The sequence below is a fragment of the Idiomarina zobellii genome (assembly GCF_900100855.1).
GTDB lineage: Bacteria > Pseudomonadota > Gammaproteobacteria > Enterobacterales > Alteromonadaceae > Idiomarina > Idiomarina zobellii.
The window spans coordinates 12,972-38,920 of record NZ_FNCB01000002.1 but is presented as its reverse complement, the minus strand read 5'-3'; the positions used below and the strand labels follow the sequence as shown (position 1 = coordinate 38,920).

Annotated in this window: 26 protein-coding genes and 1 tRNA gene; 22 read left to right on the top strand and 5 right to left on the bottom strand. The window is 47.4% G+C overall.

Annotation, left to right across the window (positions count from 1 at the left end):
* The first annotated feature begins 2 nt into the window (after positions 1 to 2).
* The 10 genes from ispC (at position 3) to BLT32_RS02225 (ending at position 10,899) form a co-directional block, all read left to right on the top strand.
* On the top strand, positions 3 to 1,199 hold the full coding sequence (gene ispC, locus BLT32_RS02270; protein ID WP_053952687.1) for a 1-deoxy-D-xylulose-5-phosphate reductoisomerase: 1,197 nt from the start codon (positions 3 to 5) through the stop codon (positions 1,197 to 1,199).
* Positions 1,193 to 2,548 (top strand): sigma E protease regulator RseP, encoded by a 1,356-nt coding sequence (gene rseP / locus BLT32_RS02265; protein WP_053952686.1) that lies wholly within the window; start codon positions 1,193 to 1,195, stop codon positions 2,546 to 2,548. The genes ispC and rseP overlap by 7 nt, the downstream gene beginning before the upstream one ends.
* A gap of 32 nt (positions 2,549 to 2,580) precedes the next feature.
* Positions 2,581 to 5,064, top strand: coding sequence for an outer membrane protein assembly factor BamA (gene bamA / locus BLT32_RS02260; protein ID WP_053952685.1), 2,484 nt, complete (start codon positions 2,581 to 2,583; stop codon positions 5,062 to 5,064).
* Between the two features lie 37 nt (positions 5,065 to 5,101).
* The gene (locus BLT32_RS02255; RefSeq protein ID WP_053952684.1) at positions 5,102 to 5,617 is read left to right on the top strand and encodes an OmpH/Skp family outer membrane protein; all 516 of its coding nucleotides are present in this window, start codon (positions 5,102 to 5,104) and stop codon (positions 5,615 to 5,617) included.
* A gap of 1 nt (position 5,618) precedes the next feature.
* Positions 5,619 to 6,635, top strand: coding sequence for a UDP-3-O-(3-hydroxymyristoyl)glucosamine N-acyltransferase (gene lpxD / locus BLT32_RS02250; protein ID WP_053952683.1), 1,017 nt, complete (start codon positions 5,619 to 5,621; stop codon positions 6,633 to 6,635).
* Positions 6,636 to 6,652: 17 nt separating this feature from the next.
* Positions 6,653 to 7,108: a 3-hydroxyacyl-ACP dehydratase FabZ gene (gene fabZ / locus BLT32_RS02245; protein ID WP_053952995.1), complete on the top strand. Its 456-nt coding sequence runs from the start codon at positions 6,653 to 6,655 to the stop codon at positions 7,106 to 7,108.
* The gene (lpxA, locus tag BLT32_RS02240; protein ID WP_053952682.1) at positions 7,108 to 7,875 is read left to right on the top strand and encodes an acyl-ACP--UDP-N-acetylglucosamine O-acyltransferase; all 768 of its coding nucleotides are present in this window, start codon (positions 7,108 to 7,110) and stop codon (positions 7,873 to 7,875) included. The genes fabZ and lpxA overlap by 1 nt, the downstream gene beginning before the upstream one ends.
* A 25-nt stretch (positions 7,876 to 7,900) precedes the next feature.
* Complete coding sequence (gene lpxB, locus BLT32_RS02235; protein ID WP_053952681.1) at positions 7,901 to 9,034, top strand: lipid-A-disaccharide synthase; 1,134 nt, start codon at positions 7,901 to 7,903, stop codon at positions 9,032 to 9,034.
* A gap of 87 nt (positions 9,035 to 9,121) precedes the next feature.
* Positions 9,122 to 10,072, top strand: coding sequence for a glutathione S-transferase family protein (locus BLT32_RS02230; RefSeq protein WP_053952680.1), 951 nt, complete (start codon positions 9,122 to 9,124; stop codon positions 10,070 to 10,072).
* A complete protein-coding gene (locus BLT32_RS02225) occupies positions 10,069 to 10,899 on the top strand; it encodes a pirin family protein (protein ID WP_053952679.1) in 831 nt (276 codons plus the stop codon). Before BLT32_RS02230 ends, BLT32_RS02225 begins: the two co-directional genes overlap by 4 nt.
* On the opposite strand, the gene BLT32_RS02220 is transcribed toward BLT32_RS02225, so the two are convergent.
* Positions 10,896 to 12,542, bottom strand: coding sequence for a tetratricopeptide repeat-containing response regulator (locus BLT32_RS02220; RefSeq protein WP_053952678.1), 1,647 nt, complete (start codon positions 12,540 to 12,542; stop codon positions 10,896 to 10,898). The genes BLT32_RS02225 and BLT32_RS02220 overlap by 4 nt on opposite strands.
* 86 nt (positions 12,543 to 12,628) lie before the next feature.
* On the opposite strand from BLT32_RS02220, the gene BLT32_RS02215 reads away from it, so the two are divergent.
* Positions 12,629 to 13,594, top strand: a complete 966-nt coding sequence (locus BLT32_RS02215; protein WP_053952677.1) for an NAD(P)H-quinone oxidoreductase — start codon at positions 12,629 to 12,631, stop codon at positions 13,592 to 13,594.
* Positions 13,595 to 13,606: 12 nt separating this feature from the next.
* On the opposite strand, the gene BLT32_RS02210 is transcribed toward BLT32_RS02215, so the two are convergent.
* Positions 13,607 to 13,691, bottom strand: a tRNA-Tyr gene (locus tag BLT32_RS02210).
* A 111-nt stretch (positions 13,692 to 13,802) separates the two neighbouring features.
* Here BLT32_RS02210 and BLT32_RS02205 point away from each other — a divergent pair.
* The 7 genes from BLT32_RS02205 to BLT32_RS02175 all read left to right on the top strand — a co-directional run bounded on the left by BLT32_RS02205 (position 13,803) and on the right by BLT32_RS02175 (position 20,988).
* The gene (locus BLT32_RS02205) at positions 13,803 to 14,279 is read left to right on the top strand and encodes a VC2046/SO_2500 family protein (RefSeq protein WP_053952676.1); all 477 of its coding nucleotides are present in this window, start codon (positions 13,803 to 13,805) and stop codon (positions 14,277 to 14,279) included.
* A gap of 69 nt (positions 14,280 to 14,348) precedes the next feature.
* Positions 14,349 to 15,251 carry a site-specific tyrosine recombinase XerD gene (gene xerD / locus BLT32_RS02200; RefSeq protein WP_053952675.1) on the top strand — a complete coding sequence of 301 codons (903 nt, stop codon included), beginning with the start codon at positions 14,349 to 14,351 and terminating at the stop codon, positions 15,249 to 15,251.
* A 55-nt stretch (positions 15,252 to 15,306) separates the two neighbouring features.
* Complete coding sequence (gene dsbC, locus BLT32_RS02195; protein WP_053952674.1) at positions 15,307 to 16,017, top strand: bifunctional protein-disulfide isomerase/oxidoreductase DsbC; 711 nt, start codon at positions 15,307 to 15,309, stop codon at positions 16,015 to 16,017.
* Positions 16,018 to 16,030: 13 nt separating this feature from the next.
* Entirely contained in the window at positions 16,031 to 17,737 is a 1,707-nt protein-coding gene (gene recJ, locus BLT32_RS02190) for a single-stranded-DNA-specific exonuclease RecJ (protein WP_053952673.1), read from the top strand.
* Positions 17,738 to 17,776: 39 nt separating this feature from the next.
* Positions 17,777 to 18,875, top strand: a protein-coding gene (gene prfB, locus BLT32_RS02185) for a peptide chain release factor 2 (protein ID WP_143020935.1) whose coding sequence is annotated in 2 segments (ribosomal slippage) — positions 17,777 to 17,851 and positions 17,853 to 18,875 — 1,098 coding nt in all. Because the reading frame shifts where the segments join, the coding sequence is not laid out codon by codon here.
* 36 nt (positions 18,876 to 18,911) lie between these two features.
* The gene (gene lysS / locus BLT32_RS02180; protein ID WP_053952672.1) at positions 18,912 to 20,423 is read left to right on the top strand and encodes a lysine--tRNA ligase; all 1,512 of its coding nucleotides are present in this window, start codon (positions 18,912 to 18,914) and stop codon (positions 20,421 to 20,423) included.
* Between the two features lie 76 nt (positions 20,424 to 20,499).
* Positions 20,500 to 20,988: a methylated-DNA--[protein]-cysteine S-methyltransferase gene (locus BLT32_RS02175; RefSeq protein ID WP_053952671.1), complete on the top strand. Its 489-nt coding sequence runs from the start codon at positions 20,500 to 20,502 to the stop codon at positions 20,986 to 20,988.
* A gap of 49 nt (positions 20,989 to 21,037) precedes the next feature.
* Here the strand turns inward: BLT32_RS02175 and BLT32_RS02170 are convergent, their stop codons facing one another.
* Together BLT32_RS02170 and ygfZ are read right to left on the bottom strand one after the other, a co-directional pair.
* Positions 21,038 to 21,520, bottom strand: coding sequence for an FKBP-type peptidyl-prolyl cis-trans isomerase (locus BLT32_RS02170; protein ID WP_053952670.1), 483 nt, complete (start codon positions 21,518 to 21,520; stop codon positions 21,038 to 21,040).
* A 5-nt stretch (positions 21,521 to 21,525) separates the two neighbouring features.
* Positions 21,526 to 22,416, bottom strand: coding sequence for a CAF17-like 4Fe-4S cluster assembly/insertion protein YgfZ (ygfZ, locus tag BLT32_RS02165; RefSeq protein ID WP_053952669.1), 891 nt, complete (start codon positions 22,414 to 22,416; stop codon positions 21,526 to 21,528).
* A gap of 80 nt (positions 22,417 to 22,496) precedes the next feature.
* Between ygfZ and BLT32_RS02160 the strand changes: the two genes are divergently transcribed.
* On the top strand, positions 22,497 to 22,766 hold the full coding sequence (locus BLT32_RS02160) for an FAD assembly factor SdhE (RefSeq protein ID WP_053952668.1): 270 nt from the start codon (positions 22,497 to 22,499) through the stop codon (positions 22,764 to 22,766).
* Positions 22,767 to 23,024 (top strand): hypothetical protein, encoded by a 258-nt coding sequence (locus BLT32_RS02155; RefSeq protein ID WP_053952667.1) that lies wholly within the window; start codon positions 22,767 to 22,769, stop codon positions 23,022 to 23,024.
* Positions 23,025 to 23,031: 7 nt separating this feature from the next.
* Here BLT32_RS02155 and nadB read toward each other — a convergent pair whose 3' ends face one another.
* Entirely contained in the window at positions 23,032 to 24,633 is a 1,602-nt protein-coding gene (gene nadB, locus BLT32_RS02150) for an L-aspartate oxidase (RefSeq protein ID WP_053952666.1), read from the bottom strand.
* 144 nt (positions 24,634 to 24,777) lie between these two features.
* Here nadB and rpoE point away from each other — a divergent pair, with 144 nt between their 5' ends.
* Together rpoE and BLT32_RS02140 are read left to right on the top strand one after the other, a co-directional pair.
* Positions 24,778 to 25,356 carry an RNA polymerase sigma factor RpoE gene (gene rpoE / locus BLT32_RS02145; protein WP_053952665.1) on the top strand — a complete coding sequence of 193 codons (579 nt, stop codon included), beginning with the start codon at positions 24,778 to 24,780 and terminating at the stop codon, positions 25,354 to 25,356.
* Between the two features lie 15 nt (positions 25,357 to 25,371).
* Positions 25,372 to 25,947 (top strand): sigma-E factor negative regulatory protein, encoded by a 576-nt coding sequence (locus BLT32_RS02140; RefSeq protein WP_053952664.1) that lies wholly within the window; start codon positions 25,372 to 25,374, stop codon positions 25,945 to 25,947.
* The last annotated feature ends 2 nt before the right edge of the window (positions 25,948 to 25,949 follow it).

Below are 25,949 nucleotides of genomic sequence, written 5' to 3'. Positions count from 1 at the left end.
CTATGCGCACAATAACCATACTTGGAGCAACCGGCTCTATCGGTCAGAACACGCTGGACGTTTTGTCGCGGCATCCGGGAGACTTTTCGGTATACGCACTGACGGCGCACAGTCAGGTTTCTGCTATGGCTGAATTGTGCCTTACTCACCAACCCAAGTACGCTGTAATGGGGTCCAGTCAGGCTGCTAATGACTTGAAAGAACAACTTAGCGGCAAAGTTTCAACCGTTGTTTTACACGGACTAGAAGCTCTAATTGAAGTCAGTCAAAGCAGCGATGTTGACACGGTAATGGCTGCTATTGTCGGTGCAGCTGGCTTGAAACCAACCTTAGCAGCCATAGATGCGGGTAAAACCGTTCTCTTAGCCAACAAAGAAGCCTTAGTTATGAGCGGGCAGCTGTTTATTGACCACGCGCAGCGTTCTGGCGCAAAAATACTGCCCGTCGATAGCGAACACAACGCTATTTTCCAGTGTTTGCCTGAAGCCGCCCAAGAGCAAGTTGGCGCAATGAGCCTTAACGAGCACGGCGTTGACTACTTATTATTGACCGGCTCGGGGGGACCTTTTCGTGATTTACCCGTCGATAAATTGGAGCAGCAGACACCAAAAGCGGCGTGTAACCATCCAAACTGGTCAATGGGACAGAAAATATCTGTGGACTCGGCAACCATGCTGAACAAAGGGCTTGAATATATTGAAGCACGCTGGCTATTCAATTGTACCGAGCCAGAGTTAAAGGTGGTTATTCATCCGCAAAGCGTGATTCACTCAATGGTTCAGTTCACCGACGGTTCGGTTTTAGCACAAATGGGACAACCGGATATGCGTACACCCATTGCGCACACTCTCGGGTATCCAGAGCGTCTCAAAAGCGGCGTCGGCGGTTTAGATTTTGCAACGCTTAATGAGCTTACTTTCAGGCAGCCAGACTATGCTCGTTATCCTTGCTTGAAGTTGGCTATTCAGGCGTGCTGGGACGGTCAGTGGGCGACCACAACGTTAAATGCAGCTAATGAAATTGCTGTACAGGCGTTTTTAGATGGACATATTCAATTTACGGATATCGCCAAAGTGTGTGACTCGGTATTGCAGAACAGCACTCCAGTTTCTGCTGACAGCCTTGAAGTGCTTTTCAATTTAGATACCCAGTCTCGTGAGAAAGCGTCACAGTGGGTGAAGGAGTACGGTTTATGTTAGATATTTTGTGGTATGCCTTATCCTTCGTTGTTACGCTTGGAATTCTTGTTGCTTTTCATGAGTTTGGACACTTTTGGGTCGCTCGGCGCTGTGGTGTGAAGGTCCTTACATTCTCTATCGGTTTCGGGCGTCCTCTTTGGCAGAGACAAGCGAAAGATGGGACCGTTTATCAGGTAAGTGTCATACCGTTAGGGGGTTATGTTCGCATGCTTGATGAGCGTGTCGATGACGTCCCGGACGCTTTAAAAAGTGTGAGTTTTAATGCCCAGTCGGTTTATAAGCGATTTGCTATTGTGGCGGCGGGCCCCATTGCTAACTTTGTCTTAGCTGTGGCTGTATTGTGGTTAATGTTTGGTATGGGAGTGCCAACTGTTAAGCCTGTCGTGGGTGAGGTTGAACCAGGTTCGATAGCGGCCGAGGCTGGCATTCAGTCAGGCAGTGAAATACTCTATGTCGATGACGTCGAAGCTTATGACTGGCAGCAGGTTCAGTTAGGCCTGATGTCGGCGATAGGTAATGAGCAGGCAACCATAAAGTTGCGCACGAGTGATCAGCAGGAAGTTAGCCGAACCTTAAATATTGAAAACTGGACATTCGATCCGGAGACTGAATCGACTTTTGGAAGCTTAGGTATTTCGGTCTATCAACCAGAAGTGTATACCGCTTTAGCTCGGGTCGAAGCGGACTCTCCGGCGTCTAGGGCAGGGTTGCAGGAAGGCGATGAGATTCTTGAAATTGATGGTCGAGCGATTGATAACTGGCGGTCGTTGCAGCAGCAAATTGCCGAGTCTCCGGGAACATCGCTGGATATGCTGATTCTACGAAACGGGGAAAAAACAACCATCCCCGTCAAAATTGGGGAACGTGATACTGAAAATGGTGTCATAGGCTATCTTGGCGTTGCTCCAAAAACGGACCCATTGCCGGACGGGTATATATACAACCACCAGTACGGCTTGTTTAGCGGACTCTCTAAGGGTATTGAAAAAACTTGGGAGTTAATGGTTGTTAGCGTCAAAATGATAGGTAAACTGCTGACCGGTGATGTGTCAGTTAAAAATTTAGCAGGGCCATTAAGTATTGCTGAAGGGGCTGGCGTTAGTGCGAGCAACGGATTTGTTTACTTTTTGAGTTTTTTAGCTCTGCTCAGTGTCAATTTGGGGATTATAAATTTATTACCGTTGCCGGTTCTCGACGGTGGTCATTTGATGTTTTATTGCATTGAATGGTTTAAAGGGAAGCCGGTATCCGAAAGAGTGCAAGATATTTGCTATAGGATAGGCGGGGTGTTGGTATTCGCGCTGATGGCGTTGGCAATATCAAATGATATCATCCGTTTTGCATTCTAAATCACGAATTAAACAATAAGTAGCTAGTGATAATGACGTTTAAAAAGCTGTTAGTAAGTGCAATGATAGCGAGCGCTGTTGCTCCGGCTTATGCACAAGACGAATTTGTTGTAGAAGATATTGAAGTTAAAGGGTTACAGCGTGTCGCTTTAGGGGCTGCGTTAACCTATATTCCGGTTCGGGTCGGTGATGAAGTCAGCGAGCTGCAAATTCGCAGCGCAATTCGTTCACTGTATTCCTCCACGCACTTTGATTATATCGATGCTCGACGTGACGATAATACGCTTATCTTTTCCGTCAGTGAGCGGCCCACTATTGCAGATATTACCTTTGACGGTAACAGCGACATAAAAGACGAACAGCTGCAAGGTAGCTTAACCGACAACAACATTATTGTTGGCGAGCCGCTCGACAGAACGACCATTGCAGGCATTGAAAAAGGTCTTGAAGACTTTTACCACAGCGTGGGTAAATACAATGCGTCTGTCGAAGTTCAGGTGGTGGACTTGCCGCGTAATCGGGTTGAGCTACGTATGACCTTTGAAGAAGGGGATGCCGCAGAAATTGCCCAAATTAATATCGTCGGTAATAAAGCGTTCTCTGACGCTCAGCTCCTGGATACTTTCGAGTTACGCGATGATTTGCCCTGGTGGAACGTTATTGGTGAAAAACGTTATCAGAAGCAGCAACTTAGCGGCGACCTTGAAACCCTTGAGTCCTTTTATCGTGACCGCGGTTACCTGCGCTTTCAGGTCGAGTCTGTACAAGTGTCAATGACACCGGATCGTGAGGGTGTATACATCACTCTTAACGTCAATGAAGGTGACAAATACAATGTCAGCGAAACGGATGTTATCGGTGACTTAAAGGGTCACGAAGAGATGATTACGCGTATCGCCCAAATTGAAGAGGGAACGCTTTATAACGCCGCACAAGTGACTTACATTGAAGACATGATAAGCCGCTTTTACGGTCGCTACGGTTATGCTTACCCTGAAGTACGTGCTATTCCCGAACATAACGAAGACGATAAAACGGTAAAAATCACGTTTTCAGTGAATCCGGGTAAGCGTGTTTACGTGCGCCGTATTAAGTTTGAAGGCAATAGCGCAACCCAAGACCGCGTACTGCGTCGTGAAATGCGTCAATTAGAAGGTGCCTGGCTGTCAGACAGTAACGTAGAGCAGGGTAAAGTGCGCCTTGAGCGCTTAGGTTTTTTTGAAACTGTCGAGACCTCTACCGAACGGGTCGAGGGCAGCGACGACGAAGTAGATATTACTTATAAAGTTAAAGAGCAGCCTTCAGGCTCATTTAATGCTGGCATTGGTTATGGAGACTACTCGGGACTTCAGTTAAACGCTGGTGTTCAACAGAATAACTTCTTGGGAACGGGTAACCGGGTTGGCTTTAATATCAGTACCAGCCGTTTTAATAAAAATGCAAGTGTTTCCTATACAGACCCGTATTTTACAATTAACGGCGTTAGCCTGTCTGGTCAGATTTACATGAGTGAGTTTGATGCAGGTCGTGCGGAAAACTTGGTTCAATACAACCAGAGGACCTATGGTGTGTCGTCGGGCTTAAGCTTCCCAATTGACGAAATTAACCGTCTGAACTTTGGTGTTGGTTATAAGAACCAAGAAGTGGCGGCAGCGAATACCGACTCTTACGAACAAATTAGTAATTTTTTCCAACCGTTTTTAGACCCGACAGCGCCGGATGAAGCCGTTGGCTTTGACATTTATGAAGTGAATGCCGGTTGGTCACGAGTGACTCTGAACCGAGGTACTTTCCCAACCAGCGGTTCATCGCAACGCTTTGCTGTAGATGTTGCAACGCCATTGAGTGATGTGCAGTACTTCCGCTTTAATTACGATTATAAACATTACTTTCCAATTACCCGCGACCAGCAATGGACATTCCTAACTCGCCTGAATTTAGGCTATGGTAATGGTTATGGCGAAAGTGATGACGGTAACGAATTTTTACTGCCTTTCTGGGAAAATTTCCGTGTAACAGGTCAAGGTGACTTACGAGGCTTTGAACCTAACACAGTAGGCCCTAGAGCCGTTCAGCTTGGCGGCGGCATGGCGACGCCTCCAGGTGTCGATGGTAGTCCCGGTGGTATTCCGTCGACGAATGAGAGTGTTTTTGTCAGTCAATATGCTGTGGGCGGTAACGCAAAAGTTGTCGGTGGTCTGGAGCTTATTGTACCGACACCGTTTATCGACGAAGGCATGCGTAATAGCGTAAGAACCAGTGTCTTTGTTGACTTTGGTATGGTTTGGGATACAGAATTCAATTACGATACCTATAAAGATCTACCGATGAGCCCAAACAGTCGCTATGAATTAAGTGATTATAGCTCACCGGGAGACTTCCGAGCTTCTGCTGGTGTTTCAGTACAGTGGATTTCACCTATGGGGCCATTAACGTTCTCGTTAGGTCGAGCGCTTAAAGAAGTGGCAGGTGATGAAACTCAGGTGTTCTCATTTAACATTGGTACGACATTCTAATAATAAAGCTAAAATAGCAATTTGAAGGAGTAATATTTTGAAAAAGTTAATGAAATCAACAGCAGCAGCTGTCGCTATTTCAACCGCACTGTTTGCTGGTGCCGCTCAAGCGCAGCAGAAAATTGGTGTTGTTGACATGATGAACGTGTTTCAGCAACTGCCACAGCGTGAGCAAATTTCTGAAAAACTGCAAAATGAGTTTCAGGATCGCTTTGAAGAAATGCGTCAGCTAGAGCAAAAAGTTCAGGAGCTTCGTCAGAAGCAAGAGCGTGATGCTTCAATTATGTCAGAAGCAGAAAAAACTCAGTTGGCTCGCGAGCTTGAGCAAACAATTTCTCAGGCGCAGCTTAAGAGCAAAGCGCTGCAAGAAGACACGCGCGCTCGTCAAAACGAAGAGCGTAACAAGCTGCTAGCCAAAGTTCAGGGCGTTATTACTGACGTTGCAGAAGAAGAAGGCTATGATATTGTTTTAGAAAGCAACGCTGTTGCATACATGAAAGCTGATAACGATTTGTCAGACGAAGTTGTCGAGAAAATGTCTTCAGGAAATTAATATGTCCGAATACACATTGCAGCAGTTGGCTGACCATGTGGGTGGGGAGGTGCGAGGAAACTCGCAGCTCCCCATTTTGCGCGTGGCAACCTTGCAATCAGCGAGCTCCGATGCCATAGCGTTTTTGGCAAACAGCCGCTATAAAAAACAGTTAGAAACCACTCAGGCCGGGGCGGTTTTAGTCAGTCCGAAAGATGACAGCGACGAGGTGGATAACGCCATTATCGTTAATAATCCGTATGCGGCATTTGCTCACATAGCTCAATTACTCGATACCACCCCAAAACCGGCAGAAGGCATTGCGGAAACAGCCGTCATCGCAGACTCTGCTCATATTGGCAAAAACGTGAGTATTGGTGAGTATGCAGTAATTGAAGAAGGAGCTCATATTGGTGATAACACCAGTATTGGTCCACACTGTTATGTCGGGCGCGAGACCACTATTGGCTCGGACTGTACTTTGTGGTCCGGAGTTAAGGTTTACCACCAGTGTGTCATTGGTAACAACTGCTTATTCCATTCTGGGGCCGTTATTGGCGCCGATGGTTTTGGTTGGGCGCCAGAAGGCGGTAAATGGGTTAAAATACCTCAGTTGGGCCGTGTGGTCATTAAAGACAACGTCGATATTGGTGCCAGCACGACTATCGATAGAGGCGCGTTAGATGACACCATCATAAGCTCTGGCTGTATTATCGATAACCAGTGTCAAATTGCTCATAATGTCTTTATTGATGAAGACACTGCTATTGCCGGCTGTACCGTACTAGCGGGAAGCTGCCATATCGGTAAACGCTGCATGATAGGTGGCGCCTCGGCTATTAACGGGCACATCAGTATTTGTGATGACGTGCAAATAATGGGCTTTGCTATGGTGATAAAAGAGATCACCGAGCCCGGCGTGTATGCGTCAGGCATACCGGCAGCCAGCCATCGCGAGTGGCGGCGCAACGGTGCTCGCTTTAGACAGCTTGATGATTTATTCAAGCGTGTAAAAGAGCTCGAGAAAAAAGCAGATTAACTTTCAAGGTGAATGATTTGAAAATAAAGGACTCAGGATTTGATATTCAGGGCGTACTTGAGTTACTCCCGCATCGCTATCCATTTTTGCTCATTGACAGAGTTGTTGAAACAAATTCAAAAGACTCGTTACATGCCATAAAAAATGTCAGCTTTAACGAGCCAATGTTTAATGGACACTTCCCGGAAAAGCCTATTTTCCCGGGCGTCTTGCTGTTAGAGGCGATAGCACAAGCCTGTGGTCTACTGGGTTTCAAAATTACCGAAAGTAAGAAAAACGCTAACGACTTATACCTTTTTGCTGGTATTGATAATGCGCGTTTTAAGCGTCAGGTCGTGCCTGGTGATACAATCGACTTTTACGTTACTTTTGAAAAAGAGCGTCGTGGTATTTGGAAATTTAGTGGTCGTGCAGAAGTAGATGGTGAAGTTGCGTGTACGGCTGAGATTATCTGCGCAAGAAGAGAAGTGTAGTGATTCACGAAACAGCAATTATCGATCCGAAAGCACGTATTGGCGAGAACGTCAGTGTTGGTCCGTGGACGGTTATTGGTCCTGATGTTGTTATTGGCGACAACTGCGATATTCGCTCGCATGTTGTCGTTAAAGGCCCGACGACGATAGGGAAAGGCAATACTATCTATCAGTTCGCGTCCGTTGGAGAAGACTGTCAGGATAAAAAGTACGCAGGTGAGCCGACTGAACTAGTTATTGGCGATAATAACGTTATTCGTGAGTCAGTCACTATTCACAGAGGTACCGTTCAGGATAACTCTCTGACTAAAATTGGCGACAATAACTTGTTCATGGCCTATGTGCATGTGGCGCACGATTGTATGATTGGCGACAACAATATTTTTGCTAACCAGGTGAGTTTAGCGGGGCATGTGCATATTGGTGACTGGGTTATTCTTGGCGGTATGACAGGCGTACATCAGTTCTGCCATATTGGTTCTCATGCTTTTGCGGCGGTAAACTCCATCGTTGTTCAAGATATTCCTCCTTTTGTTATGGCGCAGGGGCATAACGCCCGTCCCCGCACTATCAATGCAGAAGGTCTAAAGCGCCGCGGCTTTACCCCGGAACAAATTCAAAATATCCGCCGGGCTTATAAGTTGCTGTACCGTGCCGGACACACAACTGAAGAAGCGTTAGAGCATATTGAAGCGCTGGGCGAACCGGCGTTGGATGGCTTTACTGACTTTGTTCGCCAGAGCAGCCGTGGAATCATTCGCGGCTAAATAGTCCTTAGTTAGCGAGCCCGTAATGACAAAAAGCATAAAAGTTGCCTTGGTTGCCGGCGAGCATTCCGGTGACCTACTGGGGGCCAGCCTTATTAAAGCGCTAAAACAGCGCCACACCAACATCGAGTTCATTGGTGTTGGAGGGCCGCTCATGCAAGAGCAGGGGCTCAAGTCATTTTTTCCAATGGATGATCTTGCCGTTATGGGCATTGCAGAAGTGCTTAAGCAGCTTCCTAAACTGCTTAAGCACCGAAAGCAGCTGGTTCAGTATCTTATTGATGAACAGCCCGATGTCATGGTGGGAATAGACGCTCCAGACTTTAACCTTACGGTCGAAAAACGCTTAAAGAAAGCTGGTATTCCTGCCATACATTACGTTAGTCCGTCGGTTTGGGCCTGGCGTGAAAGCCGTATAAAAGGCATTAAGCAGTCGGTTAACCATGTATTGTGTTTGCTACCGTTCGAAAAAGAGTTTTACGATAAGCATCAATTGCCGGCCACCTTTGTTGGTCACCCCCTGGCTGATGATATTCCTCTTGAATGGAGCAAAAACGACGCAAGAAATGAGCTGAACATAGAGCCACACGGAAAGTACTTAGCTATTTTACCGGGGAGCCGTTCTGGCGAAATTGAGCGCATGGCTCCGCTATTTCTAAATGTGGCTAAGCGCCTCTTTGCAAAATTCCCAGAGCTTAAGTTCGTCGCCCCGATGATAAGCGAACAAAGAGCAGAGCAGTTTAATCACCTGGTGAAGCAGCATGCGCCGGAGCTGACAATTAATACGCCTATCGGTAATAGTCGATTGACTATGGCAGCATCCGACTACTTGCTGTTGACCTCCGGCACTGTTGCATTAGAAGCGTTATTAATAAAACGGCCTATGGTCGTTGCTTACCGCTTTCATTGGTTGAGCTACCAAATTATTAAACGTCTTTTCCACGCGCCATTTTTCTCACTGCCTAATTTATTGGCAGGTCGTAAAATTGTTCCTGAACTGGCTCAAGCACAGGCGTCAGAGAATAACATTGAGCAAGAGTTGTCTGTTCTTATCGAATCGGACAATCATGCGCTTTTAGAGCAGTTCACTCAAATACATCAGCAGCTTAAAGTTACCGCCAGCGAAAAAGCCGCAGACGTTGTTGACTCCTTTCTATAATTTAGAATCTTAGCGTCGATAATCTAAACTCTTCTTTTGCCGTAATAACTTCTATTATTAGCGTATCGCTTTTTAAAGGAGTTTATTATGGGTTTATTAGTCGATGGTCAGTGGCACGATAAGTGGTACGACACCAAAAAGCATGGTGGTCGTTTTGTTCGTAGTGAGTCACAGTTTCGCTCGACCATAGAGACGGGCGGTGAGTTTGAGCCTGAATCAGGGCGTTATCACCTTTATGTATCTTATGCGTGTCCGTGGGCGCATCGAGCGCTCATTTTCCGCAAATTAAAAGGCCTAGAGCCTCATATTGACGTATCTGTCGTTAAGCCACTGATGGTGGAAAATGGTTGGGAGTTTGGCGAAGCACCGCTGAATGAGCCTTTGTATGGACTCGACTTTATGTACGAGCTGTATTTGAAAGCGGATAGCAACTACAGCGGCCGTGTCACAGTGCCTGTGTTGTGGGACAAAAAAACGCAAACCATTGTAAATAACGAGTCTGCGGAAATTATCCGCATCTTCAATTCAAGCTTTAATGAGTTGACCGGTAATACAGAGGACTTTTACCCACAAGACTTACGTAGCGAAATCGATGATGTTAACGAATGGGTGTATAACAGCATTAATAATGGCGTATATAAGAGCGGTTTCGCAACGACGCAAGATGCCTACGAAGAAGCTTTCGATGAGCTTTTCACCGCGCTTGATCGCGTTGAACGTATTCTATCTAAACAACGCTACCTGGCAGGAAACCAACTCACAGAAGCCGATTGGCGATTATTTACCACATTAGTGCGTTTTGATGCGGTCTATTTTGGGCACTTTAAAACCAATAAAAAGCGCATTGTTGACTATCCTGCTATGTGGAATTACCTGCTGGAGTTGTATCAGTATCCGGGCGTTAAAGAGACGGTCGTCATGGACCATATTAAAACGCATTACTATGCCAGCCATAAAACCATTAACCCAACACAAGTAGTACCCAAAGGACCGGATATCGACTTTGAACAGCCACATGACCGGGAGGCTTTAAAATGAGTGTTATTAAGAGCAGACATCGCGGTATGCCGGCGCAGGATGGCGCCGGTGTTAAGCTGACTCGAGTCATTAACCAGCCTGGCTTGCGGCATCAGGACCCGTTCCTGATGCTGGATGAATTTAGGTCTGACAACCCGGACGATTATATTGCCGGCTTTCCTCCGCATCCGCATCGTGGTTTTTGCACGCTGACCTACATGTTGGCGGGCACTATGGAGCATAAAGACTCAGTGGGGAATACGGGGGAAGTGGAAGCCGGTGGCGTACAATGGATGAAGGCGGCAAAAGGTATTATTCACGCCGAAATGCCCAAACAGGTAGAAGGCCTTATGTGGGGTTTTCAGCTGTGGGTTAATTTACCTGCTTCGGAAAAAATGAGCGACCCTGAGTGGTTTGACTTTCCTTCAGCGAAAATACCGGAAGTGCAAGCCGGTAACACAACACTTCGCTTAATTGCGGGGAATTACGCTAAAGAGAAAGGACCGGTACTCTTGTCGGGGCGCGATTTTTTCATGGCCGATGTAAAGCTGCATGGCGAATTTGAGTTAAAGTCACAGCAACAGGAAAAACGTTTAGCTTATGTCTACGAGGGAGAGCTGGAATTAAACGGTGAAGCAGTGTCTCGTGGTGAGCTGCTGCAACTCGACAGTAGCACAGATTTAGCGCTTAAAAGCGATGCAGGTGCAGGGGTTATTGTGTTGGCCGCAAAACCTATTAACGAGCCTATCGCACAGTATGGCCCATTTGTGATGAACACGTCTGAGGAACTGGATGTGGCAATCAAGGACTATCAAAGCGGAACGCTGGCAGCGAATCAGAAGCTTTAGCGCAAACCCAGCTCTTCGGTTTCCTCTAACAACTGTTCGTAGCGTTGTGTGTGGCTATCGGAGAGCTGCAATCCTTCAAGTACCTTAAAGCATTGCTCGCATTCTTTTTTCAGAGAGTTTGTATTGGTGGCTTTAGGGTTTTCTTCTGTATACCGAACGGCAGCCTGAATGAAGTTCAAGGCAGCGCCACTGTTTAGCGGTGCCAGCTCCATCGACTGACGAAAGTCATTTAATGCCTGTTGGTAAATGCCTGCTTGATACGCTTCAGCACCTTGCCGATGAATTGTGAAGAATTCGTCCTGCTGTTTTTGAGCAGCCGCCATGCGGGATTTGAGGATTTTCAGCGTGTAACTGTCAAGTTTCACTTTTTCTGCTTGTTGGCCGGCAAGCATATTCGCTTTTTCGTATTCACCAACATCCAGTAAAACTGCAATAACGTCCGGTAATAGGTTCCGATCGATTTCACGGTTGTTGGCTAGGTCATCGCCGACGACTTCATTCAAACGATGCTGAGCCTCTCGTAAGCGTCCGTTGAATGAGTCAATGCGAGACAGAAGAATAGACTCGAGATCTTCAAAAGAAATGTCGGCGTGCAGTAAGTGCTCGTCGTAGCGCGCGCGTTGAAGCTCCATGGTGGCTTCAGTTTGATACTTACTAATTTGTTGCGGTGTATCACTGTTCTCAGCGGCATCGAGAATACTGCGCAGGTAGTTACACAGGTGCTCAGCATTACGAAATACTGACTTACGCGCTATTTGCAACACGTTATTCATGGCCTGCTTTGCTAAGTCAAAGTCGCCGTTGTCGCGAGCAATGTGAGCCAGTCGAGTTTGTCTGTCGATTGAAAATGGCGCCATAGTAATGGCGTCGCGAGCGCTGTTTAACGCTTCTTCAAGCTGCTGCTGTTGTAAATAGCACTCGGTTTTTAAATCCTGAGCTTCTATCGCATGGGGCATGCGTTTGAGAATATGATTAATAATGTTCAGTGCTTCTTCCGGCGAGTTTTGCAAGAGTCGGGTTTCGGCTAGCTTCAAAAATACCCAGCTGTGTGAGTTATCTTCCAACAGTTCTTTTATCGCCTTCTCTGCTTCGTGCAGCTGGCCAGTCTTATTGTAGAGCTCTATTTGCAGCTTGCGGCAGTAGTTACTGTAGCGGCTGTTCGTCGCAATGTGTTTTTCGCACGCCTTAATGCAGTCTTCGTAATTATGAGAGGTGAGTGCCTGAAACACATCTTTTAGCCACATTCGGCGCTTGTAGGCGCGAGTAAGGCGCGAGCGGAGCACCCGATGCGAGAATGGCTTCATTAAATAGTCATCGGGCTGAAGCTCGAGAGCACTCAGCACCATTGGGCGTGAATTGTCGCCGGTAATAATAAAAAATAGAGTATGCGGTTTCATCAGCCCGCGCACTTGCAGCTCTTCTAAAACCTGACGGCCGTTTTTACCGGAGCCGAGATTATAGTCAACCAACAGAATATCGTGAGGGTTCTTCACGTAGGCGGCAATACCCGCCTCACCAGTGCTTTTTACCTGAACCTCTTTTGCGCCCAAATTGAGCAGGGAGCCTTTAAGCATGACTTGAAAGGGCTTCTGATCATCAATCAGTAGCACACGCTTATTATTGAGCTCCAGAGTTTTATCCATTCTTGCGGCCAAACACCCTTTAATTAACGACTTAGCAACAGCATACTGTCTAAATTCAATAATGTTAAGCAGCAACAGGGTGATATATGCAAGCTTTACAACTGTCTAAAGGAAAAATGCGCTGGTCTGAAATCAACTCATTGCCAAATCCCTCTGCCAATGAGGTTACCGTAAAAGTGTCGGCCGCCGGTGTGAACCGGGCAGACTTAATGCAAATAGCCGGCAAGTATCCACCGCCACCCGGTGCATCTGATATACCCGGTTTAGAAGTAGCAGGAACTGTCGCAGAGGTTGGCAGCTATGTTAGTGGTCTGCAAAAAGGGCAACGGGTTGCTGCCTTGCTGGCAGGCGGAGGCTTTGCTGAATACGTTAATGTGCCAGCTGAACAAGTCCTCCCTGTACCTGATAACTGGACTGATGAAATGGCTGCAGGGTGGTTAGAAACCTTCGCTACGGCCTATTTAAATGTTTTTATGCTGGCAGATCTGCAACCGAAGGAGTCGGTTTTAACACACGCCGGGGCCAGCGGGGTGGGGTCTTCACTTATTCAGCTATGCCGGGAAAGTGGTAATCCAATAACGGCTGTTGTCGGCAGCTCTGACAAGGAGAGTTTTTGTAAAGAGCTTGGCGCCACAGACACCATAAATCGTTATCAGCAGGATATTATTGAAACGATGAAAGGTATTGGCGGTGTTGATGTGGTGCTTAATCCGGTAGCAGGTGACTCCATAGGAAAAGATCAGCACTACTTAAACCAAGACGGTCGTATTATTCTTATCGGCCTAATGGGTGGTCGCGAGGGTACGGTCGACTTTGGACGCATGCTTATGAAGCGCCAACGCATTATTGGCTCTACGCTACGTTCGTTAATGCCGGAGCGTAAAGGCGAAATACTCACACAAATGTGGCAACAGTTTGGCTCTCAGTTTACGAGTGGCGTAATACAGCCCATTATTGATAAAACGTTTGAACAGAGAAATGTTCAGCAGGCATTTGATTATGTTGCTGCTAATAAAACGCAAGGGAAAATCGTCGTTAAAATTGGCGAGTAACCTTAAGAAAAATGGTGGAGGGGGCAGGATTCGAACCTGCGAAGGCTGAGCCGTCAGATTTACAGTCTGATCCCTTTGGCCACTCGGGAACCCCTCCACTCAAGAGGCGCGTATAATAACAGCCAGAACTGGGCTGTAAAGAGAAAACTTAAACTTTCCTGACTTTGGACGATAACAAAAGTATCTAAGGTTATTTTCCAGGGTCGGTATGAGCCAAGTTCAGTCGGTTCAGCAAAGAGCATCAGACATTTTTGAGCAGCACGCGAGTGAAGCCGTTAATCATGGCTTCGCGGGTGAGTTTGCTTATTGGGTGTCAGCACTGGGTGCTGATCCGGTTATTGATGATAACCAATATGACCAAACTAATTGGCAAAGAGCTATAGGCGCTGCAAGAGCTCGACCGTTAGAACCGGCAGAAAATGTTGTTTTAGCGAGCGGTGTTTATAAGTCAGTCAGCCAACTGTCTGACTTTAAGCTGCAAGATGCTACACACCCTCAACCGCTCGTACCTGATGCAAGCCCTGACCGCTTGCCTATTGAGTTGCTTCATAATTTAGACTGGCGTGTACGTCAACGTGTCGAAAAGAAAAAATCGAAGCAAGAAGAGCCAGAGCTTAATGATTATCGTAAACGAGGTCCGGCGGGGCTTTACGATGTGCTACAAAAATTAGGTATTACGCACTAAGCATTTCATCGTTTCTCTGCTTCGGGCATAATGGCTTTGATGTTTCGCAACCAATAGTCTTGCAGCCACATGAAGCAATTACCTCCAGAAGACGAAGATCGCATTGATGCGTTTACTGAGCATTTATGGCTGCACCATGGCTCCAGTGAAAATACCCAGGCGGCGTACCGTAGTGACTTACGTCGATTCTGTGAGTACCTGCTTCCCCAAAAAACTCCGCTACTTGAGGTTGATGAGTTAATCCTTCAAGACTACTTGCTGTGGCGCCGGACTCAGGGCTTGTCTCCTCGAAGTACCTCTCGCTTTTTAAGTTCTGCGAAAAAATTTTTCCAGTTTGCGGTGAAGCAGAAGTGGCTTGCTCATGACCCGACCGCCAAGCTGAAGCGTCCGAAGCTCCCGCAAAGCATTCCGCATTCATTAAGCGAAGCCGATGTTGAAAACCTACTGCAAGCTCCGGAAACTGACACTCCAATTGGCCTGCGTGATCGCACCATGCTGGAAGTACTGTACGCAACTGGTTTGCGCGTCACGGAGTTGGTTCGTTTGCAATATGACCAAGTTAGCCGGCAACAGGGCCTGGTGCGAGTGGTTGGTAAAGGCGATAAAGAGCGACTGGTTCCGTTAGGTGAGGAAGCCCTGGAATGGCTGGAGCGTTACTTAAAGCATGGGCGCCCAGCATTGACAGACAAACAAAGCCCCTGGGTGTTTGTGACTAAGCGAGGCTCATTACTGACACGTCAGGCGTTCTGGTATCGGTTACGACATTATGCTGAAACCGCAGGCATATACGCTCATTTATCGCCACATACGTTACGCCATGCGTTTGCTACTCACCTACTGAACCATGGCGCCGATTTAAGAGTCTTACAGCTACTTTTAGGTCACAGTGACTTATCGACTACGCAAATTTATACGCAGGTCGCAAGAGAGCGGTTACAGGCCCTGCATGCCCAGCACCACCCTCGCGGATAATTGCATTTTAAGCGGTAACAGGGTAGGGTTCGCTCATCAATAATAAGAGGTGTTTATGCAGTATTTGACGACGTTATTGGCTGTATCGGCTATAGGTTTTTCGCTATTTTCAGCGCCCATTTCCGCTGACGAATTAAATACCAAGCATTTGAACAAAATAGGTATTGAGGTTATTTCAACCGAGCCGGGCGAAATTGACGGCTATGTTCGTGTGGTCACTAATCAGGGTATGTTTTATGTGTCAGAGGACGGCAAAAAGCTGATTAGCGGTAATGTCTTTGATATTACAAATTCAGCGCCTGAGAACCTGACGGAAAAGGGCAATGGAGCGGTTCGCAAAGAAATGCTAACCGACTTTGTAGACGATATGATCGTTTACAAAGCCGATGACGAGAAATACAAAGTCACTGTATTCACGGACACGACTTGTGGTTACTGCCAAAGACTGCATGAAAACCTCGACAGCTACTTAAGTGCCGGTATTACTATTCAGTACTTAGCATTCCCGCGTGGCGGTCTGGATAGTAAAGGCGGACAGGAGCTGCAAGCGGTTTGGTGTGCAGACGACAAAAAAGCTGCGATAAGTGCTTTTAAAGACGAAGAAAGCTATCGTGGCAACAGTTCGTGCAGCAATCCCGTCGAGCAACATTACTCGCTGGGTAAGTCGTTCGGCGTTACCGGAACGCCCGCAATTATTTTGCCTGATGGCCGTTTAATTCCGGGGGCGGTGCCGGCACGTCGCCTGTTGTCTGAATTAAGAAAGTAGTTCAGCAGCTGCAATGACAGATTACACAATACGCCGTTACCCTAAGGTTAGTGACGAGTTTCTGCCGCAAAATGTTCCGCCATTGTTGCGGCAAGTTTATGCGCGCCGTGGTGTCAGTGATGAACGAGAGTTGTCTTTAAAAGCGGCCGGTCTGACACACTTTTCAAGTTTAAAAGATATTGACGCTGCGGTCGAAATACTGGCGGATGCGCTGGATAAGCAGTGGCCTGTGTGTATTTGCGGCGACTTCGACGCTGATGGTGCGACTAGTTCAGCGCTTATGGTGTCGGCCTTAACTGCTTTCGGTTTCGCGAATGTCGGATATCGTGTTCCCAATAGAATGACTGACGGCTATGGGTTGTCGGTATCTATGGTAGAAGAGCTCGCCGCTAAAGACATTAAAGTGATTGTCACTGTTGATAATGGTATAGCGGCTCACGAGGCCATTGAACGGGCCAACGAACTGAATATCAAAGTGATTGTTACCGATCACCATTTACCTGCGAAGACTCTGCCTAATGCAGACGCTATTGTGAACCCGAACCAGCCCGACTGCTCGTTTCCCAGCAAAAACTTAGCCGGTGTTGGCGTTGCCTTTTACGTACTGCTGGCTTTGCGCGCCCATTTAAGAGAAAAGCAACCCACACCGAATTTAGCCGACTGGCTTGATTTAGTTGCGCTCGGTACGGTGGCAGATGTTGTGCCACTGGACTACAACAACCGAATTTTGGTCCATCAGGGGCTTGCACGAATAAAGCAGGGACTTTGCCGTCCGGGCATTCAGGCACTACTGGACGTGTCTAACCGCAATGCCGCGCAGCTTAATGCCAGTGATTTGGGGTTTGCCCTGGCTCCCCGAATTAATGCGGCTGGGCGACTGGATGACATAAGCCTCGGTATTGAGTGTCTGCTTGCTGAAAAAGAGCATGCGCAGCGGTTGGCGCAGCAATTGAACGAACTGAACCTGCAGCGTAGAAATATCGAGTCTGATATGCGCGAACACGCTGAAGCTGCCGTTGCAAAATTGCAGTTCGATACGGGTCAGGTTCCAGACTTAGTGACTTTGTACCAACCCGATTGGCATGCCGGCGTTATCGGTATTGTCGCAGGTCGGGTGAAAGAACAGGTAAATCGTCCGGTTATTGCGCTGGCGCATGAAGATGACGACATATTGAAAGGTTCTGCACGCTCTGTCAGTGGTTTACACATGCGAGATTTACTTGAACGCGTTCATACCCTCGAGCCTAATATTATGGAACGCTTTGGGGGCCACGCGATGGCAGCAGGTTTAACCCTAAAGAAAAGCAATTTAGAACGGTTTTCGGAGTTAGCTCAACAAGTTGCCGGGGAGTGGCTGACGGAAGAGCAAAAGCAACGTGTCTATTGGTCTGATGGTGAACTGACCTTACCGGAGCTATCGATAAGTCAGGTTGAGATGCTGCAAAACGCAGGCCCCTGGGGACAGCATTTTCCGGAGCCGATGTTTGACGGTGAGTTTGACATTGTCGACCAGCGTATTGTTGGCGAGAAGCACTTAAAATGTGTGCTTAGGCATCCACAAGGCGATGTGCTAGATGCTATTGCATTCAATGTCGATACCAACGAATGGCCAAATAATAGCGCTCAGCGGGTTGAGCTATTATACAAGCCGCAACTAAATCACTTTCGCGGTAAAACTTCTGTGCAGTTGCTGGTAGAGCAAATTCGCGCAATACGTTAAACTACGCCCCTTTCAAAATTCAAAGAATTAGGTAGTCGAATGTTTGAGACCAACGCAACCTACAACAACATAAAAGAAATGCGTGAGCGCAGTGATGCGCTTAGGGGGTATCTTTGACTATGATGCTAAAGTAGAGCGTCTGGAAGAAGTTACCCGTGAAATGGAGCAGCCCGATGTCTGGGATGATCCGCAAAAAGCGCAAGCTCTTGGGAAAGAGCGAGCCAGTCTTGAACAAGTGGTCGAAACCTTAGACAAGTTACAGCAAGGTCTGGATGATGTAGAAGGCTTAGTCGATTTAGCGGTAGAAGCTGAAGACGAAGATACCTTCAACGAAGCTCAGGATGAATTGTCTGGCCTGTTAAAACAGTTGGAAACCTTAGAATTCCGCCGGATGTTCTCGAAAGATAATGACAGTGCTGACTGCTACCTGGATATACAGTCGGGCTCTGGTGGCACTGAGGCTCAGGATTGGGCCAATATGTTATTGCGGATGTATCTGCGCTGGGCAGAAGCTCATGACTTTAAAGCAGAAATTACCGAGCTGTCAGAAGGTGATGTTGCCGGAATAAAATCAGCAACGGTGCGCGTGGCAGGTGAGTACTCTTACGGCTGGTTACGTACCGAAACAGGTGTACACCGTCTGGTTCGTAAGTCTCCGTTTGACTCGGGAAACCGTCGTCATACATCGTTCGCTTCTGTGTTTGTTTATCCGGAAGTCGACGACGACATCGATATTGAAATTGATCCGTCAGATTTACGCGTTGATACCTATCGGGCTTCTGGCGCAGGTGGTCAGCACGTTAACCGGACAGATTCTGCGGTTCGCTTAACACACGAACCGACAGGCATTGTGGTGCAATGTCAAAGTGACCGTTCACAACACAAGAACCGTGACTCGGCAATGAAGCAACTAAAAGCGAAGTTGTATGAGTTTGAGTTACAGAAGCAAAACGAAGAGAAACAAGCGCTGGAAGACTCTAAAGCGGACATTGGCTGGGGCAGCCAAATTCGCTCGTATGTATTAGACGACGCCCGCATTAAAGACTTACGCACCGGCGTTGAAAATCGTAATACACAAGCCGTGTTAGACGGCGCTTTAGACCCATTTATTGAAGCCAGCCTGAAAAGCGGGCTGTAAGTTTAATTTAAGTATCCCGACAGAGGAAAATCGATAATGACTGATAAATCGCAAGCACCCGAAGTAGATGTAAACGAGCAGATCGCGCAACGAAAGGCGAAACTGTCGGCGCTTCGCGATAAGGGCATCGCATTCCCGAACGATTTTCGTCGGGACTCGCTGGCAGCAGATCTGCACGCAGACTACGACAGTGTTAGCAAAGAAGAGCTGGCAGAGAAAGGTATTCGTGTAAAAGTTGCCGGTCGTATGATGACCCGCCGTATTATGGGTAAAGCGAGCTTTGCCACCATTCAGGATATGAGTGGCAAAATTCAATTGTACGTTGCTCGAGACAACTTGCCTGAAGGTTTTTATAACAGCGAATTTAAGAAATGGGACTTAGGCGACATTATTGGTGCGTCAGGAACTCTGTTCATTACAGGTACCGGTGAGCTGAGTGTGCAGGTTGATGACATTCGCCTGTTAACCAAAGCTTTGCGTCCATTGCCTGACAAATTCCACGGTTTGGCAGATCAGGAAACGCGTTATCGCCAGCGCTACTTAGATCTGATTACTAACGACGAGTCGCGTAATACCTTTGTCGTTCGTTCTAAAGTCATTGATTATATCCGTCGCTTCTTAAGTGAACGCCAGTTCCTGGAAGTTGAGACGCCAATGATGCAGGCAATTCCTGGCGGAGCTTCGGCGCGTCCATTCAGTACGCATCATAATGCGTTAGACATGGAACTGTTCCTGCGTATTGCACCTGAGCTTTACTTGAAGCGTTTGGTTGTGGGTGGCTTCGAAAAAGTCTTCGAAATTAATCGTAACTTCCGTAATGAAGGTTTGTCGACTCGTCATAACCCAGAGTTCACTATGCTGGAGTTCTACTGGGGCTATGCGGACTATCATGATCTAATGGATCTGACTGAACAAATGCTTCGTGGTGCAGCCGAAGCTGTTCTTGGTTCTGCTCAGTTTACCAGTCAAGGCGTTGATTATGACTTTGGTAAGCCGTTTGAACGCATGACCGTGCTGGAAGCTATTTTGAAGTATATGCCGGAAGTGAAGGAAGAGCAGCTGAAGCACATGGATAGTGCGGTGGAAATTGCTGAGCAGGTTGGTGTGAATGTGCAGTCTTCATGGGGCTTAGGTAAGGTTCAAATCGAAATTTTCGAAACTGTTGCCGAGCACCGTTTGATTCAGCCTACTTTTATTACTGCATATCCGGCGGAAGTATCGCCACTGGCACGTCGTAACGATGATGACCCGTTTGTGACTGATCGCTTCGAGTTCTTTGCCGGCGGTCGTGAGCTGGCGAATGGATTCTCGGAGCTTAACGATGCAGAAGATCAGGCTCAGCGTTTTCGTGAGCAGGTCGAGCAGAAGGAAGCAGGTGACGACGAAGCCATGTTCTATGACGAAGACTATGTTACTGCACTAGAGCACGGCATGCCGCCAACGGCGGGTGAGGGCATTGGTATTGACCGCTTAGTTATGTTGTTAACCGACTCTGCATCGATTCGTGACGTCTTACTGTTCCCGCATATGCGTCCAAAAGCAGATTAAGCAATAGCTTAAAAATTGCTCGAAAAGCGCATTGGCTGCTATAGTCAGTTAATGCGTTTTTTTATGGGCGGCTTGTATGTACTACTCTGAGTTTTCAACCCCGTTGGGCACTATGTACGCAGTGGCCGACAGCCAGCATATTCTTGGTCTTTACTATCAAGGGCAAAAACACTGCCCAGACATGCAACAGTACCAGTATGCGCCGGAGCAATGGTTATTAGAAGCTGCTACGCGGCAAATTCATCATTACTTTTCGCAGCCGGATTACGAGTTTGATCTTCCACTTAACCCCAAAGTCACATCATTTCAAAAGAGTGTCCTGGATGTACTTCAACAAATTCCTTCAGGGGAGACGCTGAGCTATCAGCAGGTGGCCTCGAAGCTTGGCAAACCAACCGCAACCAGAGCGGTAGCCAGCGCTATTGCAAAGAACCCGGTTATTATCGCTATTCCTTGTCATCGGGTTATTGGGCAGGATGGTTCATTAAGAGGTTTTGCGGCAGGGTTAGAGCGTAAGCAAGCATTACTGGATAGAGAAAAGGCGAGTCGGAAAATAGCGGCCTAAAACGAAAAAACCCGGCAAAAGCCGGGTTTTTTACAATGCTGTCAGCGACTTAGTGATCTTCGCCGTCAGTGTGCACGTGACCGTGCTCAAGCTCTTGTTCAGTCGCTTCACGAACTTCAACAACTTCTACGTCAAAGTTAAGGTTAACACCCGCTAATGGGTGGTTACCGTCTACAGTGACTTCGTCGTCTTTTACGTCAACGATAACAACAGACTGTTCGCCTTGGTCAGTGCTTGCGCGGAACTGCATACCAGGCTGTACTTCGTTTTCGCCGAATAAGTTACGTGGAACGGTCTGGATTAAACCGTCGTGACGTTCGCCGTACGCTTCTTCTGGCTTAACTTCAGCAGTGAAGCTATCGCCAGTTGCTTTGCCTTCCAGTGCATTTTCAAGACCAGGAATTAGCATTCCGCGGCCGTGAATAAAGCTAAGCGGATTGCCTTCTTTAGACTGGTCCAGGGTCTGGCCATCTTCTGTTTTCACAGTGTAATGGATAGCCACGACTTTGTTCTGTGCAATGGTTTCGCTCATAAAATTTAACCTAATTGATAAGGCAGTGAGTGTATTTCCAGTAGACTTGCGTCGTCACCCTGAACTCGAATAGCGGTGTCAGCGTCAATGTCGCTGGGTAAAACCGCTAATAAGTCCGTTTGTGTGTCGGTGCGGTTCACTGCCATAATGACCGTACCTGCACGACGCCAGTTTTCACCAATGGCTTTCTCTAGTTGCTGCCCCGGCTCCACAGCTTGCGCTACGTTACCTGACAATCGAAAGAGTGCCCGTTTCTGTTTGCCCAAATACTTCATCCGGGCAATAGTCTCCTGGCCGATATAACATCCTTTGTCGAAACTGACTCCGTCCCACGCTTGTATATTCAGCATTTGTGGTACAAACGCTTGACTGTTTTCTACCGTCAATTGTGGACGAACTCGTTCAATTTCCAGCGCATCCCAAAAGGGCTGCGGATAGTCCGTAGAAACTGCTTGCCGACTCAGCACAATAAATTGATCAGGTTGTTGACCAACGTGCAATGTCATACTGTCAGTAGGCAACGCCTGTTTTGCTTTGTTGCCAATAAAACCAGCGATATGCCAGTCTTCGCTAACATCCTGAATGTCGACTTTACTAAAAACACCGTACTTTTTCAGTTGTGTTAAAGAGCCTTCAAGGGCACTTTTATGCATAACAAATAATGCTGCATTGTCATGACGAAACAACCAAAAATTACTGAATGCCTTCCCCGTAGGGTCACAATGTGCGCCATATAACCAATCTTCTTGGTCGAGTTTGCGCACATCGCATGTCAGCTGTCCTTGTAAAAAGCTGTCAGTGTCTTCGCCAGAAACCGACAGGATACCATAGTCCGCTAGTTGAACGGAAAGGCAATCCTCATTCGAATCCATTAAAGCTTGTTTTAACTCGACCACAATGACTCCTTATTGGATAGCTTACATGCTAATATTAGGGCACTGATTGAAATTACAAGGGCAATTGCTGCGGAGATCTTATGTTCCCGAAACAGTCTGAAGAAGTTTTAAAGGACAAACGTCGTTTAATATGGGCCTGCCGCCGGGGCATGCTGGAGCTTGACGTACTTTTTGAACCTTTTGTGAAAGAGGCTTACGACGAGCTTAGCGACGAACAAAAAGCGGTGTTTCGTCGCTTGGTCACATGTGATGACCCAGATTTATTCGCTTGGTTTATGGGACACAAAGAATGTCCAGATGAAGAACTTCAGGGCATGGTTGATTTTATGCTGTCACGCGTAAAGGTATAAGTGCTGGAATTTTATTTACTCAAGTGGCCTCAACAGCCCTTGTCCGGTTCGCCTTGCGGATATAACTGGTGGTGGCAGGAAGAAGCATGCAAACTGTTTAGCAAACCACTGGTTATTGGCAATATACTAACGTTATTACCGCTGGAGTCATTACCTGACTCAGACGTTCAAATTAAGTCCTGGGTGTGGATCTGGTGGTTTCGTCTGCCGCCCGAGCAGCAAGCACAGCTCAGACGGCAACTTTCTCAAGTCAGTTAGTAACCCGCTAATGCGAAGGTGTTAGTACGGTTGGTTCGGCTTTTTCCATGGTATTCGGATAATCCAACGTGTAATGAAGCCCACGGCTTTCCTTGCGCTCTAAAGCGCTTCTGACAATAAGCTCGGCCACTTGCACCAAGTTACGCAACTCCAGCAGGTTATTACTGACCCGGAAGTTTGCATAGTATTCATGAATTTCCCGTTGTAGTAGTTCAATTCGATGCAGGGCGCGCTCTAAGCGCTTTGTGGTGCGCACGATGCCAACATAGTCCCACATAAACAAACGCAGTTCGTGCCAATTATGCTGAATGACGACTTCTTCGTCTGAGTTACTCACCTGGCTTTCATCCCAACTTGGTAAGTGTGTTTGTGGTGCTTTCGAAGACTGCTTAGCTAAAATATCCTTCGCCGCAGCCCGGGCAAAAACCAGACATTCTAACAGCGAATTGCTGGCCATTCGGTTAGCGCCGTGTAAACCAGTACAAGCGACTTCACCAACAGCGTATAAATTGGGTACGTCTGTTTGGGCATGTAAGTCAGTGCGCACGCCACCACAGGTATAGTGTGCAGCCGGTACGACCGGAATAGGTTCGCTACTCATATCGATACCGAGCGATAAACACTTATCCATAATGGTAGGGAAGTGCTGTTCGATAAACTCTTTCGGCTTGTGAGAAATGTCCAGGAACATGCAATCGGCGCCCAAGCGCTTCATTTCATAGTCAATGGCGCGGGCAACAACGTCACGGGGGGCTAATTCAGCGAGCTCATGGAAGTCTGGCATAAAACGGGAGCCGTCCGGACGTTTTAGAACAGCCCCCTCACCACGCAACGCTTCTGTCAGCAAAAAGCTTTGCGCATTTGGGTGAAATAAACACGTTGGGTGGAACTGATTAAACTCCATATTGGCAACACTACAACCGGCGCGCCATGCCATGGCAATGCCATCACCACTAGCGATATCCGGGTTACTGGTGTATTGATACACTTTACTGGCGCCACCGGTTGCCAAAACCACGAAGTTTGCCGCAATGGTCTCTACCTGTTCTTCCATGCGGTTCCATATATAGGCACCGTAACAGCCAGGATCTGCGTCAATATGTTGCCCGGTAATTAAGTCGACGGCGTTGTAGCGCTCTAATACGGTAATATTTGGGTGCTTCAGAACTTGTTCTTGTAATGTGGTCTGTACCGCACGACCTGTCGCATCGGCGGCATGCAGAATACGCCGATGGCTATGCCCACCTTCACGGTTTAAGTGATACGTAGGGGACTGTCCGTCGCTCTCAACTTTGTCGAAGCCGACTCCTGCGTCAATCAGCCATTGTAGGCTGTCGCGCGCATTTTCTGTGGTAAGCTTAACAGCTGCTGGGTCACAAAGGCCTGCACCAGCGACTAGGGTGTCCTCAATATGGCTTTCAATGCTGTCGTTTTTATCAAACACAGCGGCAATGCCGCCTTGAGCATAAAATGTCGAGCCTTCAGTTAAGGCGCTTTTACTTAATACCGTGACTTTTAATGTGTCGGCAAGTTGCAGGGCGGTGGTTAAGCCAGCAGCTCCTGAGCCAACAACCAGCACATCGCATTGATAATTTGCTGCAGGTTCCATAAAGTACTCATTAAGAATTTTGGATGATTTTACGCATTTGCTGAAATATTTGCGAACTTTTTACAAGCGGTCTGGTCACAGTCTGTACAAACAGGACGGGCCGCCAGTTCCAGCAGTTCCTGGGTAAAGGGAGAACAGGCTCGGATGAGCGAACAGGTGAACGACCAGCAACTGGTCAAAAAAGTACAACAAGGTGACAACCGGGCTTTTGATCTGCTGGTAAAGAAGTATCAGCACAAAGTCATGAGTTTGATATCCAGGTATGTAAAGCAACCGGGAGATGTTGCAGATGTCGCACAAGAGGCGTTTATCAAAGCGTATCGTGCATTACCCAACTTCCGCGGAGATAGCGCTTTTTATACTTGGTTGTACCGAATAGCGGTTAATACGGCGAAAAACCATTTGGTTTCTCAGGGCAGAAAACCACCCGCGTCAGATATCGACGCTGAAGAAGCTGAATATTACGAAGGTGCCGCTGCTTTAAAAGATGATGCATCACCGGAAAGCCATATGCTGACGGACGAAATCAGAAATGTGGTGATAAAAACAATTGAGGGGCTGCCGGATGACTTAAGGCAGGCTATCACGTTAAGAGAAATTGAGGGGCTTGGCTACGAGGAAATAGCGCTCGAAATGGACTGTCCAATAGGTACTGTTCGTTCACGTATTTTTCGCGCCCGAGAAGCCATAGATAACCAACTGAGACCGTTGCTGGAACGGTAAATCGAAGAGGGGCTTATGTCTCGAAAATTATCAGAAGTTACATCAGCTTTGTTTGACAGTCAGGATGTCGACGCAAAAGAGCTTGATGAAGTATTAAATGATGAGCAGTCAGCTCAAACCTGGCATCGCTACAGTGTGGCGCGGGCTGCTTTGAAAAATGAATTAGGCGCAAGTGTCGACCTGGATATTAGCCAGCGCGTTAGTGCTGCTATTGAAAGTGAAGGCTCTAACGTTATTAAACCTGGGTTCGGACAGTCGAAAAGCCAGAATAAAGCAGCGTCGAAATGGTTCCAGCCTTTGGCGAAGGTAGCAGTAGCAGCGAGTGTTGCTGTAGTGGCTGTTATGACGGTTCAGGTTTACCAACAGCCAGCCGGAGCGGACGGAGCCAGTGCCGAGCCCGCATTATTAACGAATCCAATTGGTGGGCGTGAGCCAGTAAGCCTGAATCATGTCGAGCCAATGTCTCAAGTGAGCGACCAGCAGCGTCGTCGCCAGGTGCAGTCGTATTTAATCGACCATCAGCAGCAGTTAATGCTGCAGCAAAAAGAAAGCGATGATAAAGAAGAGCAGGAGCTCAACAAAGGTAATTAATT

Bases quoted from the DNA above. Each gene is read 5' to 3' on its own strand.
- ispC (WP_053952687.1), top strand. From the start codon at position 3: ATGCGCACAATAACCATACTTGGAGCAACCGGCTCTATCGGTCAGAAC.
- rseP (WP_053952686.1), top strand. From the start codon at position 1,193: ATGTTAGATATTTTGTGGTATGCCTTATCCTTCGTTGTTACGCTTGGA.
- bamA (WP_053952685.1), top strand. From the start codon at position 2,581: ATGACGTTTAAAAAGCTGTTAGTAAGTGCAATGATAGCGAGCGCTGTT.
- lpxD (WP_053952683.1), top strand. From the start codon at position 5,619: ATGTCCGAATACACATTGCAGCAGTTGGCTGACCATGTGGGTGGGGAG.
- lpxB (WP_053952681.1), top strand. From the start codon at position 7,901: ATGACAAAAAGCATAAAAGTTGCCTTGGTTGCCGGCGAGCATTCCGGT.
- BLT32_RS02230 (WP_053952680.1), top strand. From the start codon at position 9,122: ATGGGTTTATTAGTCGATGGTCAGTGGCACGATAAGTGGTACGACACC.
- BLT32_RS02225 (WP_053952679.1), top strand. From the start codon at position 10,069: ATGAGTGTTATTAAGAGCAGACATCGCGGTATGCCGGCGCAGGATGGC.
- BLT32_RS02220 (WP_053952678.1), bottom strand. From the start codon at position 12,542: ATGGATAAAACTCTGGAGCTCAATAATAAGCGTGTGCTACTGATTGAT.
- BLT32_RS02215 (WP_053952677.1), top strand. From the start codon at position 12,629: ATGCAAGCTTTACAACTGTCTAAAGGAAAAATGCGCTGGTCTGAAATC.
- BLT32_RS02205 (WP_053952676.1), top strand. From the start codon at position 13,803: ATGAGCCAAGTTCAGTCGGTTCAGCAAAGAGCATCAGACATTTTTGAG.
- xerD (WP_053952675.1), top strand. From the start codon at position 14,349: ATGAAGCAATTACCTCCAGAAGACGAAGATCGCATTGATGCGTTTACT.
- dsbC (WP_053952674.1), top strand. From the start codon at position 15,307: ATGCAGTATTTGACGACGTTATTGGCTGTATCGGCTATAGGTTTTTCG.
- recJ (WP_053952673.1), top strand. From the start codon at position 16,031: ATGACAGATTACACAATACGCCGTTACCCTAAGGTTAGTGACGAGTTT.
- lysS (WP_053952672.1), top strand. From the start codon at position 18,912: ATGACTGATAAATCGCAAGCACCCGAAGTAGATGTAAACGAGCAGATC.
- BLT32_RS02175 (WP_053952671.1), top strand. From the start codon at position 20,500: ATGTACTACTCTGAGTTTTCAACCCCGTTGGGCACTATGTACGCAGTG.
- BLT32_RS02170 (WP_053952670.1), bottom strand. From the start codon at position 21,520: ATGAGCGAAACCATTGCACAGAACAAAGTCGTGGCTATCCATTACACT.
- BLT32_RS02160 (WP_053952668.1), top strand. From the start codon at position 22,497: ATGTTCCCGAAACAGTCTGAAGAAGTTTTAAAGGACAAACGTCGTTTA.
- nadB (WP_053952666.1), bottom strand. From the start codon at position 24,633: ATGGAACCTGCAGCAAATTATCAATGCGATGTGCTGGTTGTTGGCTCA.
- rpoE (WP_053952665.1), top strand. From the start codon at position 24,778: ATGAGCGAACAGGTGAACGACCAGCAACTGGTCAAAAAAGTACAACAA.
- BLT32_RS02140 (WP_053952664.1), top strand. From the start codon at position 25,372: ATGTCTCGAAAATTATCAGAAGTTACATCAGCTTTGTTTGACAGTCAG.